Annotated in this window: 14 protein-coding genes and 2 pseudogenes; 3 read left to right on the forward strand and 13 right to left on the reverse strand. The window is 33.5% G+C overall.

Annotated elements, in window-relative coordinates; all coding sequences use genetic code 11:
- Nucleotides 1-105: 105 nt before the first annotated feature.
- Entirely contained in the window at nt 106-864 is a 759-nt protein-coding gene (locus NX902_RS14120; protein WP_095332041.1) for a DUF4397 domain-containing protein, read from the forward strand.
- An 88-nt stretch (nt 865-952) separates the two neighbouring features.
- Here NX902_RS14120 and NX902_RS14125 read toward each other — a convergent pair whose 3' ends face one another.
- The 5 genes from NX902_RS14125 to ilvA form a co-directional block, all read right to left on the reverse strand.
- Nucleotides 953-1,525, reverse strand: coding sequence for a YpmS family protein (locus tag NX902_RS14125; RefSeq protein ID WP_095332039.1), 573 nt, complete (start codon nt 1,523-1,525; stop codon nt 953-955).
- A gap of 10 nt (nt 1,526-1,535) precedes the next feature.
- Nucleotides 1,536-2,348: an SGNH/GDSL hydrolase family protein gene (locus NX902_RS14130; RefSeq protein ID WP_095332037.1), complete on the reverse strand. Its 813-nt coding sequence runs from the start codon at nt 2,346-2,348 to the stop codon at nt 1,536-1,538.
- Nucleotides 2,349-2,536: 188 nt separating this feature from the next.
- The gene (locus NX902_RS14135; protein ID WP_095332035.1) at nt 2,537-4,135 is read right to left on the reverse strand and encodes a sensor histidine kinase; all 1,599 of its coding nucleotides are present in this window, start codon (nt 4,133-4,135) and stop codon (nt 2,537-2,539) included.
- A 441-nt stretch (nt 4,136-4,576) separates the two neighbouring features.
- Nucleotides 4,577-5,419 (reverse strand): DegV family protein, encoded by an 843-nt coding sequence (locus NX902_RS14140; protein WP_095332033.1) that lies wholly within the window; start codon nt 5,417-5,419, stop codon nt 4,577-4,579.
- A 268-nt stretch (nt 5,420-5,687) separates the two neighbouring features.
- Nucleotides 5,688-6,953 carry a threonine ammonia-lyase IlvA gene (gene ilvA, locus NX902_RS14145; RefSeq protein WP_095332031.1) on the reverse strand — a complete coding sequence of 422 codons (1,266 nt, stop codon included), beginning with the start codon at nt 6,951-6,953 and terminating at the stop codon, nt 5,688-5,690.
- 198 nt (nt 6,954-7,151) lie between these two features.
- Here ilvA and trhA point away from each other — a divergent pair, with 198 nt between their 5' ends.
- Nucleotides 7,152-7,790: a PAQR family membrane homeostasis protein TrhA gene (gene trhA / locus NX902_RS14150; protein ID WP_047940453.1), complete on the forward strand. Its 639-nt coding sequence runs from the start codon at nt 7,152-7,154 to the stop codon at nt 7,788-7,790.
- A gap of 180 nt (nt 7,791-7,970) precedes the next feature.
- Here trhA and NX902_RS14155 read toward each other — a convergent pair.
- The 5 genes and pseudogenes from NX902_RS14155 to NX902_RS14175 form a co-directional block, all read right to left on the reverse strand.
- Nucleotides 7,971-8,789 (reverse strand): annotated as a pseudogene (locus tag NX902_RS14155) (PTS system mannose/fructose/sorbose family transporter subunit IID).
- Between the two features lie 43 nt (nt 8,790-8,832).
- Nucleotides 8,833-9,609: a PTS mannose/fructose/sorbose/N-acetylgalactosamine transporter subunit IIC gene (locus NX902_RS14160; protein WP_341160793.1), complete on the reverse strand. Its 777-nt coding sequence runs from the start codon at nt 9,607-9,609 to the stop codon at nt 8,833-8,835.
- Nucleotides 9,610-9,699: 90 nt separating this feature from the next.
- Nucleotides 9,700-10,170, reverse strand: coding sequence for a PTS sugar transporter subunit IIB (locus NX902_RS14165; RefSeq protein ID WP_249878366.1), 471 nt, complete (start codon nt 10,168-10,170; stop codon nt 9,700-9,702).
- A gap of 15 nt (nt 10,171-10,185) precedes the next feature.
- Nucleotides 10,186-10,614 (reverse strand): PTS sugar transporter subunit IIA, encoded by a 429-nt coding sequence (locus NX902_RS14170; protein WP_123257811.1) that lies wholly within the window; start codon nt 10,612-10,614, stop codon nt 10,186-10,188.
- Nucleotides 10,615-10,679: 65 nt separating this feature from the next.
- Nucleotides 10,680-11,660, reverse strand: coding sequence for an SIS domain-containing protein (locus NX902_RS14175; protein ID WP_123257812.1), 981 nt, complete (start codon nt 11,658-11,660; stop codon nt 10,680-10,682).
- Between the two features lie 263 nt (nt 11,661-11,923).
- On the opposite strand from NX902_RS14175, the gene NX902_RS14180 reads away from it, so the two are divergent.
- The gene (locus NX902_RS14180) at nt 11,924-12,649 is read left to right on the forward strand and encodes a GntR family transcriptional regulator (RefSeq protein ID WP_095332023.1); all 726 of its coding nucleotides are present in this window, start codon (nt 11,924-11,926) and stop codon (nt 12,647-12,649) included.
- Nucleotides 12,650-12,931: 282 nt separating this feature from the next.
- Here the strand turns inward: NX902_RS14180 and NX902_RS14185 are convergent, their stop codons facing one another.
- The 3 genes and pseudogenes from NX902_RS14185 to NX902_RS14195 form a co-directional block, all read right to left on the reverse strand.
- Entirely contained in the window at nt 12,932-13,420 is a 489-nt protein-coding gene (locus tag NX902_RS14185) for a dihydrofolate reductase (RefSeq protein ID WP_095332021.1), read from the reverse strand.
- Nucleotides 13,417-14,211 carry a thymidylate synthase gene (locus NX902_RS14190; protein WP_095332019.1) on the reverse strand — a complete coding sequence of 265 codons (795 nt, stop codon included), beginning with the start codon at nt 14,209-14,211 and terminating at the stop codon, nt 13,417-13,419. The genes NX902_RS14185 and NX902_RS14190 overlap by 4 nt, the downstream gene beginning before the upstream one ends.
- Before the next feature lie 30 nt (nt 14,212-14,241).
- Nucleotides 14,242-14,637, reverse strand: a pseudogene (locus NX902_RS14195) (anthrax toxin lethal factor-related metalloendopeptidase); the annotation flags it as partial.
- Nucleotides 14,638-14,848: the final 211 nt, after the last annotated feature.

Genomic DNA, 14,848 nt, shown 5'->3' on the forward strand with positions numbered 1-14,848 from the left:
AGCATATTCTATTTTCAAAAGACTCTTTTCTATATCTGTCAGACTGCGTTTACTTTTAAATCATAATGAAAAATAGGATAAATATGAACACGAGGAGGAAGTTCGATGACAAGAGATCATTTTCACTCCATACAGGAAGCCGGAATGTATAACGTATTAAGTGATTACTATAAATATACGAATCCTGAATTACATGTATATTATTATCATAAGCATCTTCAAAGCTTAAACCATGCTTTAAAGAAGGAAAGTAAGTCTGCTATTGTTTCGGATATCCAGAGGCAAAATGAGTATGGAAAAGTCAGATTCTTACAAGCTACTAATAACTTGCCAACTGTTGATATTTACATGAATGGTAAATGTCTGTTAAAAGAAGTATCGTTTAAAACGATGAGTAATGAATTAACATTACCTACTGGAAAATATCAACTGGATATATATGAAACTGGGAAGCAGATTGATCCATTATCTAGTCAAATATTGAAGATAGATAGTAATGTATATCATACTTTTGCTTTTGCCGGCAATGAAAGAAACCTAACAATACAGTTATTTCCTGAATTTCCAATTGTACCAGCAAACGAAACAAAACTACGGATCATTCAACTGGCAGAAAACCTGCCAACCATTGATATCGCCGTTCAAAAAGGAGATATCGTATTTCCATCTATACCTTATAAAGGTGCAAGTTCCTATTTAGGGTTGTTTCCAATGACTGTCTATTTAGAGGCAAGAAATGCAGAAACAAAGGAAGTACTAAAGAAATTTCCTGCTCTCCAATTAGAAGCCGATAAAACATATAGTGGATTTCTTGTCGAAGGAACCGATGAAAAAACTTGTGAATTATTAATTTTCTCCTGTTAACATAAAAAGGCTATTCTTAAATCTCCCACCAATAATCATTTATCATCTTGGACAGGAGATTTTTTAGAAATAGCCTTACAAATATTACTTATTCAGTTGGCAGCAATAAATTAAATTGAATGATATTTTTCTCTAAATCAAATGTTTTCGCCTCTACTAACATTCCGTTTTTCAAGTCCATCTTAGTTAAATGAACATATATTTCTTCTTCATTTGGCTGAATATCAACCCAATCTGGAAAATTATATTGATTTTCAATAAAATTCATTACATAAGATACGGGTAACGGCAGATGACCAATACTTATTTCTTTCTGTTTTAATAATAAATCCCCATTTTCTAATGCTATTGGTTCAAATGTTAATTTCATTTGAATATCTGTATGAAAAATTGGCATCGTTCCATATAGCTCTACTTGATCCGCTATATTTATTTCATAATGAATCGGACCATTAAGCCCTTCTTTTTCTAGAAAATGATTAATTAACTTCGTCAAATCCTCTCGATTTGTCGTAACAGCAAATGGAACTTCTTCTCCTTGCTGCTTTATTATCGGTGTCTTCTCCACTGGTTTAAATATCATTATCGCTATATATATGATTCCCAGTACAAGAGCACCTGCTAATGTTAAAAATGCTAGTTTCCACTTATTCTTAAACAACCTTTTCTCCTCAATTCTCCGTCTGCAAATTCTCTAGTATATCAGCTAGTGGTGCTGTTAACATCTTTTCGTAGATGGCTTCAGCAATAAGCTGATACCCCTTGTCATTAGGATGAAAATAATCTTCATACAGTAAATCTGACGTTGGATTTTCAAAAATATTCTCGATACTAACGAAATATGTATGCTTATATTTTGCTAATACCCCTTCACTCGTGCTATTCCAATCGGCCACAATTTGATTCATTTCTTTGATATCAGAAAACATCTTGATAAATGGGTTATAGACCCCAACTAATATTACGACAGCTTTAGGATTGTATTCTCGTATACTAGCCAAAACATTATTGAGATTTTCTTCATACTCGCTTAATTGTGCCAAAAATGAATCCATTTGCAAATTGGTAATATTATTCCGGACGACTTTCATAATATCATTTCCGCCAATCGTAATAATAACACCGTCTGCTTTTTTAATTGACTCACTAACTTCCTCTGTTTTAATTCTTTTTAATAACTGATCAGACCTGTTGCCTCTTACCCCATAATTCAAAAAATCCGCCTTATTTACTCCTTTGGTTTCTTCAAGTAAAGTTTGCAGATATGGAACATATCCCCCTTTTCCAGTGCTGTCACCAACACCTTGTGTAAGAGAATCTCCAACAGATACTATTGATAAATCTTTTGGTAAAAAGCTGACTGGTATATCCTTTTTATTCATAACTACCATATCTTTTTCTGTATTATAGAGTGTCTGATTGGAGCAGGAAACAAGCATTAAAAGAGAAAATAATAAAACAAGAAAGGTAAATGGTTTTTTCATCTTTTCACCTACCTTCATTTTTTATAGTATAGCATATTGAAGAGAATTCGAAATGAATTTATGCACTTATTTTTTTCCAATAAGCTCCCAATATGCATCCTAATCACTGCGAAAAAAATTCTCCCATTAAAAACTTTTTTCTTTTATGAAACTCTATATTCCATCTATATATAAGAAGAATTACTTTTTTACTCACTAAGATAGAGAGGGATGAAAATTCTAAATAACGTGCCCCTACCTTTTTCACTTTGTACTTCAATATACCCTTTCATCTGCTCAACCATCTGATAACAAACCATTAAACCCATCCCAGTACCCTTTTCTTTTAACGAATAAAACGCAGTACCTAATCGGTTTATCTCTTCTTCTGTCATTCCAATTCCAGTATCCTCTATTTCAAATACCCCATATTCCTTTGCTGGATAAAGGTTAATGGTTATGGTTCCTCCATTTTTCATTGCCTCAATTGCATTTTTTAAAATATTTATAAGTACTTGCTTTAATTCATTATTATTAGCTTCTATGTATACTTGTTGAATATTCTTTTTAAAGTGGATACCTTTACTCATCATTGCATAAGAGTGCATTAAGTCAATAACTTTGTTTGCCAAGTCTCTTCCATTAACCTTTTGTGATTGTTCCACATCAGGCTTTGCTAAAGACAAATAATCATTAATAATTGTTTCTGCGCGATTCATTTCCTCAATCATTAATTTAATATATGTTCTTTCTTCTTCACTCATATGTTCTTTTGCATAAAAAATTTGCAAAAAGCCTTTGACGACAGTCATCGGATTTCTTATTTCATGAGCAACGGATGCAGCAAGCTGACCAACTGCATTCATTTTCTCCGCTTTTTGTAATTCTTTATTAATTTTCAAAAAATCTACAATATTATCCATTTGCCTAAGTGCTTCTTCCATTGTAGTGAGTTGAAAATCCTTTGATATTGTTCCAAGCTCTTTAGCAGTATTGGTTAAACGATAAAAAAGAGACGCAAGATTATCAACAACTTCATTATAATTTTTCATCAGCCCTTGTAATTCTTTGTTATCATTTATATCCATCTTAACATCAAAATTCCCACCACTTATTTCATTCAAACCTACCATCATTTTGTTAATAGGGTGAAGGATTTTATTTAACCATTTTCTTATATAAATAAAAAGGAAGATAAAACTAATTAAAAGGAAGAATATCGTTTGAAGTGCGAGTTCTTTCAGAAAATAAAACTGGTCATTGAGCTTCCTTTCCATCCCGACAACGCCCATCAATTGTCCTTTTTTATCATTAATAGGAATGAAAGAGCTCATATAATGGTCTTTATTAAGTTTGTATATGTTACTGTGCTGAATTTCATGCATGGTAATTGTTCTCTTATATGTTGGCATTATTTTATCTGCTATAGTATCAACATAATGAATTCCTATTTTTTGATTTTGTTGAGAGATGACAGCTATATGATTTTGCTTCTCATTTTCTGCTAACACCGATATATACATGAGTTTCTTTATTTCGGAATTATTTTTATTAAAATCTGAAGAGTTGATCATATTTTGTAGTAGCTGCTTTGAATCAGTCCTTTTCGCTTCCCGCATTTGCAAGGAAGCATTATTACTTAATAGAGTTAGGATTTCTTCCCCATCCTTTTCAAAATTTGTCTTCCACTCTTTATACTGGCAATAAAAAACGAATGTTACAAAAAGCATGAGAAGAAAAAAAGGCAGAAAAAAAGAAATAACTTGATATTTATTCACAAAAGGAATAGTATAAAATTTTTTTATCATACTGGCCACCTATTTCTTATATTCCTTAGTCTACAAGAGACATACGATATTTGAATTACTTCTTCTAATTACAATTGAATTATATATCGTTATTTATTTATGTTCGTAATCTTAATTTATATGTTGATTCGACATTTTCGCTTAAAATCCCTTTAATTACCCCATTTTTATTTAATTCACTAATTTTAAAAATGAAGGGCCATGAATAGGTCTTTCTCCTAACGAATAAAAGAAGTCTACTTTTACCCTCAAAAAATATAAGCGGAACAGATACAAGTAATTGGGACAGAAAAAAGCCAAACAATCACAGGAAATTTCGTATGATCGCTTGGCTTTTATTCTTTTTAAATTGTTGTTAAAAAAGGTGTAATAAACACTACATTCTATTTTATGGAGCAGCAATCTGCCTTTTACTGAATCCTACAAACAATAAAAGAAGGATTATTCCATATAATAACTAAACCCGATTGCTCCTGGTCCGGTATGTGTGGAAATGATAGGAGTTGTATAGTCAATATCAACTCTATTAAAACCAGTAGCCTTTTCTATTGCCTCTTTTAATTTAAGCGCAACATCTAGGCTTCCCGCGTGTGTAATCCCTACCCCTTTGATTTTTTTTCCGATGCTGTCTTCCGTAAAGGCACTAGCTAAAAACTTCACTGCTTGTGAACGACTTCGTACTTTTGCCACAGGTGTATATACACCTTCCTCTAGAGTTGCAATGGGTTTAATATTTAATAAAGAGCCGAGAAAAGCTTTCCCTTTTCCAATTCTTCCGCCCTTCATTAAATTCTCTAATGTATCTACTACAACAAAAAGTTTCGTATGTTTTTTTACATGATTTAATCTTTGCAAAATTTCAGCTGCATTATGCCCATTTTTCACCATTTCTGCTGCTTCTAATACTTGAAAAGATAAACCTTTAGAAATAAATTCCGAGTCTACAACAAAGACCGTTCCCTTTGTTAATTGGCTGGCACTTTTAGCTGATTCTACTGTCCCACTCATTCCACCCGTCATATGAATAGATATAATATCATATCCTTCGTCTGCAAGTTCATCATATTTTTCCACAAAAGTGCCAACAGATGGCTGAGAGGTTTTAGGTAACTCATCTGCTTCTATCATCTTATCAATAAATTCCGCAGGTGATATATCTACTCGATCCAAGTATGATTTATTATCAATATAAATAGATAAAGATACTACCTCAATTTCATATTTTTCTAAAATTTCTTGCGATAAATCTACCGTTGAATCTGTTACAATTTTGATTTTTCTCATTTCACACTTCCTATTAATCATTTCATTTTTTAATTAAGCGCTTACTTTATTATACATTTATTTTTATTATTTTCCTATGCTACTGTGTATTTTATTTTATTGAGCATATATTACCCACTATACCACAAATTAAGCATTTCGTAACCTGTGAATTGAATCACAATCCATGGCGAATTAACTGACTACAAAGACTTTATAAACAATAATAATGATACATGATCAAAAAACCATGCGCATAATAACCACGCATGGTCATATTAAATAGATATTATACTAGTAAATGGAATAAGTTAGAATCTCTATTCACTTCCGTATACGGAAATCCCTTTTTATCCATTCTTTCAATTAATTCTCTGTAATCATCCCTATTTTTCAGTTCTAAACCGACAAGTGCAGGTCCACTTTCCTTATTATTCTTTTTAACATATTCAAATCGGACAATATCGTCATCAGGCCCCAAAACATCATCTAAAAACTCTCTTAGAGCACCAGCCCTTTGCGGAAAATTAACAATAAAGTGATATAATAATCCTTCATATAATAAGGAGCGTTCTTTAATATCCTGCATGCGATCAATGTCATTATTACCACCGCTAATGACAACCACAACATTTTTGCCTTTTATTTTTTCCTTATACAAGTCTAGAGCAGCAACTGGGAGAGCTCCAGCCGGTTCGGCGACAATGGCATGCTCATTATATAAAGACAAAATAGAGGTACATACTTTGCCTTCAGGTACTAATACGATATCATCTACATAATCTCTGCAAATTTCAAAATTCTTTTGTCCAACACTTTTGACTGCTGCTCCATCTACGAATTTATCAATTTTGTTCAATGTTACTACTTTATTTCTAATCAAGGCTTCCTTCATCGAAGGGGCACCAGCTGGTTCTACACCAATCATTTTCGTTGCTGGAGAAACGCTTTTCATGTATGTACTTAACCCTGCCATTAAACCACCGCCTCCGATACTTGCAAACACAAAATCAATCGGGACGTCAATATCATTCATCATTTCTATTGCCATTGTGCCTTGTCCGGCAATAACATTTTCATCATTAAATGGATGGATAAATGCTCTTTCTTCCGCTTCTGCACAGGCAACTGCTTCTACATATGAATCATCGAACGTATCACCTGTTAAAACAATTTCTACATTTTCTTTGCCAAACATTTTAACTTGTGTAACCTTTTGCTTTGGTGTTGTTGCAGGCATGAATATTTTCCCATGCACATTTAAATAACGACAAGAGTAGGCTACACCTTGCGCATGATTTCCTGCACTTGCACAAACTACTCCATTTTTCATTTTCTCTTTTTCCAGCATCTTCATGGAATAAAATGCACCCCTTAGTTTAAAGGAACGCACATGCTGTAAATCTTCCCTTTTTAAATAAATGTTGCAATCATATTTTTCGGATAACCGATAATTTTTTTGTAAGGGAGTATGGGCTACTATGTCTTTAATACCTTGGTATGCAATAATAATATCCTCTAATTGCACCCATTTTTTCATTACATTTTGTTCCATTTCCACACCCTCATTTCTAACAATTTTAATTTGTACATTATACCATGAATTATTCTTTTATCACTAACAAAATTTTAAATTTTCTTTTTTTTTAAACATTTTTGATTGCGTAAAATTATTGACTACGGCATATTCGGCAATTGTTTGTTTTTATGAAAGAAATCCATTACAATTAAGGGATAAGGAGTGAATAAAGTTATGAATTTTTCGATTAAAGATTTCTCATTAAAAGAAGAGATTGCAAATAGTATTACCCATGGGATTGGCTTTCTATTAAGTATACCGGCGCTAGTGATGCTGATCATTAATGCAGTTGAAACAGATAATCCATGGAGAATCGTCAGTTTTTCTATTTTTGGAGCAACTATGATTATCCTATATTTATGCTCCACCCTTTTGCATAGCATTACCCATGAGAAAGTGAAAGATTTTTTCGAGATCCTCGATCATTCTTCAATCTATCTTTTAATCGCAGGTACCTATACTCCTTTTGTTTTAGTTGCTATCCGTGGCGGGTTAGGCTGGACACTATTTGGAATTGTATGGGCATTAGCCATTATTGGTATTGTCTTTAAATGTTATTATGTAAAAAAATATATTGTTACTTCAACCATCTTGTACGTTATTATGGGCTGGCTGATTGTGATGGCAATCGTCCCGTTATATCATGCCATCGGCACCACTGGCTTTATGCTTCTCGTAGGGGGCGGCCTTTTATATACTATTGGAAGCATCTTCTACGTTATGCAAAAGATTCCCTATTTCCATGCTATTTGGCACCTATTCGTATTAGCAGGGAGTGCCTTAATGTATTTTTGTGTGTATCTTTATGTATAGCCGCAAGTTTTAACAATCCTTGATGTTCCGTTATAAAAAAAGATGAAGAAGTAATCATATCTCTGTTTGTCTACAGTCTGACCTATCAATATGATAGGTTTTTTATTTTCTTCAAAAAATGCTATAGAAAAAATGGCAGGTCTAATCACCTGCCATTTTTAATTTGAAGATAAAAACTGTTTATGGAGCAAGGATGCCTAACCATGCAAAGATAATTGAAACAATGATAATTCCCATTAACAGCCAAGTTGTCTTTATTTTTTTACCAAGCAACCAGTAAATTAAGAAGGTAACACCAATGGGTAAGAGACTAGGCATGATTCCGTCTAAGATATCTTGTACTTTCGTCACTGCATCACCAGTACCAAATTTCAGGGGTACTTTTACAACAACCATTGTCGCAATCATTGACCCTATTGTCATTAAACCTAATATCGCTGTGGAATTTGTAATTCTCTCCATTAAACCGGACTTTTGAATTTTATCTAACAAACCTGCTCCTAGTTCATAACCTTTCATCATTCCAAAATATCTCATTCCAAGCGCTGGGATATTGTATATCAGTAAAAAAAGAATGGCACCTAAAAGACTTCCATTTAAGGCTAGTGATGCTCCAATTCCAGCTGCAATAATGCGAAGTGTTCCCAAGAAAATTGAATCGCCTATTCATGACAATGGCCCCATCAAACTTACTTTGACATTATTGATCGAATCGATATCAAAGTTTTTGGGATCCCTTGCTCTTTTTTCTTCCATTGCTGTTATAATACCTAATACTAACGTTGAAAAATAAACTGTAATATTAAAAAATTCCATATGCCTTTGTAATGCCTTTGCTTTCTCTTCTTTGTTATTTTTATATAATTTTTCAATTATAGGTATCATGGAGGAAGCAAATCCCATATGGCCTTGTCTTACATAGTTCCAGGAAATTTCAAAAGGCAAAGATCTCCAAAAGACTTTCCTTAAGTCACTTTTAGTAATTGTCGTAGTTTCCAGCCCTGTCTTTTCACCAAGTCCTTTATTAGAAACATTGCTCCTATTAGAAGTCATCATCATCTACCTCCATTTCATTATTTCCGACAGCCATCTGTTTTTCACTCGTTTGAGACATAATGAAAACAATACAAACAGCTAATATAGCTACAGCAAGAACAGGCAAATTGAGATAAGCTGTTAGGATAAGACCTATGAATAAAAACGGAACAATTTTTTTATTCAAAATCATCCGAAGCAGAATGGCGAAACCAAGCGCAGGCAGAATTCCCGTTGAAATAGATAGTCCATCTTGAATAAAGGTTGGAATCATATTTAAAACATTTTCCATTACATTCGATCCTAAATAGAATGAAAGCGTGGTCAAAATTGCTAAAGGAAGATACATTCCAAATATACCACCATACCAGTGCATTCTGCTTACCCCTTTAAGATCTCCTGCAGCCGCATACTTATCTGCCTTATTTGCAAATAATGGAACAATAGCGATAAAAAGAAAGTTGCGGAGCATCATAACAAGCATAGCGATCGGCAAACCTAATGCGACTGCCATCCCGGCATCTTTATCCCCAATAATGGCAAAAGCAGTACCGAGAACACTCCCCGAAACGACTTCAGGAGGAAGTGCTGCTCCAACACCAACGGCCCCCATAAACGCTAACTCCAGAGTGGCACCAATTATACATCCAGCTTCTAAATTCCCTAAAGCCAATCCTACAAGAGGTCCTAAAACGATCGGTCGTGTTTGTAATGTTTTTCCTGTAAAATAATCACTATATCCAAAACATGCAATGAGAAATATTAATATAACCTCTAACACCATTTATCCCTCCTTATTAATTCTTACAAAAAACACTCAGGAAACAAAATGCTTGCATATAAAAAAGGGTAGGAACACCCTTTTTTATATGCATTACAGTACATTTTTGGCCAAAATTTTCTTATCATTAGGAATTTGTCTTATCTCAATTTCCACATTTCGCGTCAGCATTTCTTTCAGTAATTGTTCTTCCTCTGGTAGAACATTAATTGCTTTCGAAACATTTCTTGATCCTTCTTTTGCCTTTATTCCACCTAAATTAATTTGCTTTATTTCTGGAATGGCTTCCGATAACTTAGCGGCATCTGCAATAGATTCAACAACAATAAATAATTTATATTTATCGGTTGCTCCGCTTTGAATTGCTTTAATCGAATCCTCGATATTTTTTATGACTAATTTAACATTGGCCGGTTTAGCTAACTTCATTGTTGTTTTTTTTAGGTCATTTTTCATTAGTTCATCATTGGCAATTAAAATGCAATCTGCACCGAGCATTGATGTCCAAGAAACAGCAACTTGTCCATGTAATAAACGATGATCCACTCTTGTTAATAAAATCATAACCTTCCCTCATTTCTAAAACTCATCATCTATATTTTGAGAATCTTCTAGGATTTTATTGCATAAACAAATAGATTCCTTGGATTCATCTATTGATTCAACAATAATTTGTCCTGTATCCTTTTCTTCAAATTGTCTTGATAATAGGGTAATTAATAATCCTAAATTAAGTCCTGATACTACGAAGACTTTCTTATCCATTCTATTAACATAATTCATAAATTCATTGTTAACACTCCCCCCTAAGAGATCGGTTACAACAATTAATTCATCTTCTGGTTTTAAGTTTTCTAGAATGAAAGATATTTCTTTGTTCAAGTCAAAATCTTCTGTCATATATGCACAAAGAAACTCTACATTGGGCTGATCACCCATGATTAACCTCAATGAACCGTAAATTCCTTCTGCAAAATTGGCGTGCGAGGCTAATAAAAATCTCCTCAAATAGATTACCTCCTTCTCAAGCTGACATACTGATTTATTCAATAATAGTTTTCTAGAAAACTATCTTAATATTCAACTTTCCACATATATCTACGGGTCATATAATCATTTTTAGTAGCATAAGATAGTTGTCTTAGATATACATTATTTAAAATAGGGGAAAATAAAATATGGTTGAAATATTCAGAAACCGAGTCCTTTATTCTATTAATTCCTAATTCTTTAGCATCAAGGACATATACTTTTTCTCCACCATATCTCTTTAAAAACTTAATTACTCTTTCATCTGCAGAACGCACTCTGCCCTCAGAGGCTAATAAAAATACCGAAGTGTTTTTATCAATAGTTTCAAACGGCCCATGAAAAAATTCACAGCTATTTACAGTAGGGGAATCCTTTTGCACCATTTCCATTAGATTGCATATAGAGAATATATATGCAGATCCCATTGCTGGACCGCTCGCCATAACGTGAATACTTTGTTCGTTTTTGTTTTGTTCCGCCCAAGCTTTTGCCAGTGGAGTTGTATATTCCACAGCATCTCTATAAATAGTATCTACTATTTCAAAGCCTTCCATCGCATCATCGTATCCTTCATAATTTTCCAATAAATGCAATAATGTGATAGCAATCTGTAAACCGAAACTGGAATTGACCCTCTCTGTTTTACTTGAATCAATCGCAATACTCTCATATTGGATGTTATATTCACATGTTTCTGTCAATCCAGATGGTTCAACATATAATCCAATTGTTGTAGCACCAAGTTCTTTTGCCACTCTAGCAGCCTCTATTGTTTCAGGAGTTCCTCTCATTGAACATAGTACTGCTAATGTATCCTGACCACAAAACTTTGGCGGAGCATAAACAAATTCATTACTGGAAAACATTTGTGATCGAATGGTTGTTGATTCTCTATCCATAAAATATTGTGCTGGATAAAACCCACCATTAGATCCACCCGCTGCAATCCATACAACATTTTTAATTCCACCATTTTCTTTTTTCTTCTCTAAAATCTCTACTAAAATTTCGTTAACATTCATTTTAACAATCTCCTTTTTATTTTGTGATGTCCTATGATGTCTGCCTAAGGACAAGATCATAATAGCATATACTTTCCTCCATGTAAACATATTTTAGATATATCTACATACAAGTTTTATCAAAGTAACTGTTTTCATTTTGTTTCACCCTGATATACTCTTCTATAATTAGATACAACAGCATACAACTTTAGAAATATCTCATTTGCACTTGTATGCATTTTTAGGTATTATATAACTAAAATTGTTAGTGAGGCATTCATATGGAAAATTTAAATATAACTAGTAGTAAACCACTTTACCACCAATTAGCGGAAACAATTAGAAAAGATATTTATGAGGGGAAATTTAAACAAGATGAGCGTATTCCTTCAGAATTCGAATTAAGTGAAATGTACGAAATAAGTAGAAGCACTGTAAGAAAAGCCATTTCAATTTTAGTAGAAGAAGATTTACTTGTTAAAATACATGGGAAAGGTACATTTGTAGCTGCCCCCATGCTCGAACAAAATAATCGAGTTTTTATGAGTTTTACTAGCAACGTGGAGACACTTGGAAAAACTTTAACAACTAAAACACAAAAAGTTTATTATCGTAAAGCTACGGAACAAGAAATAGAATTCTTTAATCTAACAGAACCAGAAGATATTTTAATTATCGAAAGACTCCGGATTGTGGATAATTTACCGATTGGAATTGAAACAGTGTTTTTCACCAAAAAGTTTGATTCATTAAAAGATGAAAATTTGAATGGATCCCTTTATGCCGTTTTAGAAGATAAGTACAGTATCACCCCTTATACAGGCAGCAAGACAATTGAAATTTGTTATGCAACATTAGAAGAATCTAACTTATTAGATATACCTCGGGGCTCTGCTCTCATGTTGGTAAAAGATAAGGTTTATGACACACACAACAATCCCTTGCATATTTCCAAACAAGTTTTGCGTGGAGATAAATTTAAGTATGCAATAAAAAAAGACAATTGATTTTCTAATGGTTGCAGGATAAGGTTTTTAATGTTTAACCTCCCAAAATATAATCAAGTCCATTTCTATCATTAAAAATCTGGATTTGAAAATCGTTTATTCAGTCTGCGGGTGATCACCACAAACCTTTTTTACTTAAAATTAATAAAACCTCGAACAATCACACGAACTTATCTTGTACGTATAATTGTTCGGGGTTAATTAGTTAAAAAACACTTAAGTTCATTCTTCTCAACTTTATCGCTAGTTAGGATACTTATGTCCTTGTCTTTCTATCCCTTATCACACTCTCTCATAAACTAAAAAAGTATGCGGATAAATATTTTGCTCATCAACTTCCCCTTTTTTTTCACTTACCAGCTTCCATTCCTGCCAATTTAATGCCGGAAAAAAGGTATCTCCTGCAAAATTATGATCAATTTGTGTTATATACAATCTGTCTGTTTTCTTAATTGTTTCTGCAAAAAGCTCTGCACCGCCAATGATAAAGATCTCCTCAGCCTGTTTCTCTTTGCTCCACTCATAAAATTCTTGAACAGAATGGAGGATTGTGCAGTCTTCACACTGATACGCAGGATTTCTCGTAATAATTACATTTTCACGATTAGGCAAATTTCTGCCGATTGAATCCCTTGTCTTTCTACCCATTACGATTGGATGCCCAGTTGTTACTCTTTTGAAATACTTCAAATCATTCGGTAAATGCCAAGGTAATTGATTATTTACTCCTATTACATTATTACGATCCATAGCAACAATTAAAGAAATCATACACTTACTGCTCCTTTAATATGAGGATGTGCTTCATAATTGATAATTTCAAAATCATCAAACTCAAAAGAGAAGATATCTTTTACATTTCGGTTAATTTTTAACTGTGGTAACGGCTTAGGATCTCTCGTAAGCTGCAGCTTTACTTGCTCAATATGGTTCGTATAAATATGCACGTCACCAAAAGAATGTACAAAGTCTCCTACCTCTAAATCACAAACTTGTGCAATCATATGTGTTAGTAATGCGTAGGAAGCTATATTAAAAGGCACTCCTAGAAATACATCTGCTGATCGCTGATACAATTGACAAGATAATTTGCCATCTGCTACATAAAATTGAAATAAACAATGGCAAGGTGGCAATGCCATTTTCTCAATATCACCTACATTCCATGCACTTACAATTAATCTTCTGGAATCAGGATTTGTTTTGATGGCATGAATCAATTCTGAAATTTGGTCAATTGTGTTTCCTTCTCTAGTCGTCCATGAACGCCACTGATGACCATAAACAGGACCTAAATTCCCTTTTTCATCTGCCCATTCATTCCAAATTCGAACATTATTATCTTGTAAGTATTTCACGTTAGTATCACCCTTTAAAAACCAAAGTAATTCATGGATAATCGAACGTAAATGGAGTTTTTTTGTCGTAATTAAAGGAAAACCTTCGGAAAGATTGAAGCGCATTTGATATCCGAACGTACTAATAGTTCCGGTTCCTGTACGATCTTCTTTTTTTACACCATTTGTTAAAATATGTTCACAAAGATCTAAATATTGTCTCATTATTAAAACACCCTTTTTTTGTTAATCAAGCTATTTAATAGAAGCGATATAATGATATGTTTTTGGAGCAGATTCAAAAAGTTTTTCCTTGTCTGTTCCGCCAACATAAAACATAGCAAATGTTTCGGCGAAATATTCTTCCGCATACTGAAGAAAATATTGTCTAGTTGGAAATAGACTCCTTTTTTCTTCATTCCATATTGCCTTATAACGTTCTGATTTACTTGCATTTTTTAAAATTTTATAGTCAATAGAATGAGCTAATTCATGATACTCTAAATTAACTGAACTATGACCTTTTCCTTTTTCGCTTGCACCAATCTTCACTAGCACAACCTTGCCTCCACCAATACCAGGTACATCATCCCATGTTTTTTGGGAGTTGTAACCTCTAGGAATAATACCGGCAAATTTCTGCGCCGTTTTATTATCTGTTAATTATGTGTGGCATCCCAATCCGTAAGGATTGAGGTAGCCACTACCCATTTCGGGTGCGATAGGTAAGAATTTGAAGTAATCTCCATCTTTTCCCCCGCCTCACACCGTACGTGCGATTTTCACCGCATACGGCGTTCCATCGGGAAGCCATATTTTAAACTGTTGTCTCAGTTCTCCATAAAGCCTGTTATAGCATTGC

It is taken from the genome of Niallia sp. FSL W8-0954 (genome assembly GCF_038005605.1).
In the GTDB taxonomy this organism is placed as follows: Bacteria; Bacillota; Bacilli; order Bacillales; family Cytobacillaceae; genus Niallia; species Niallia circulans_A.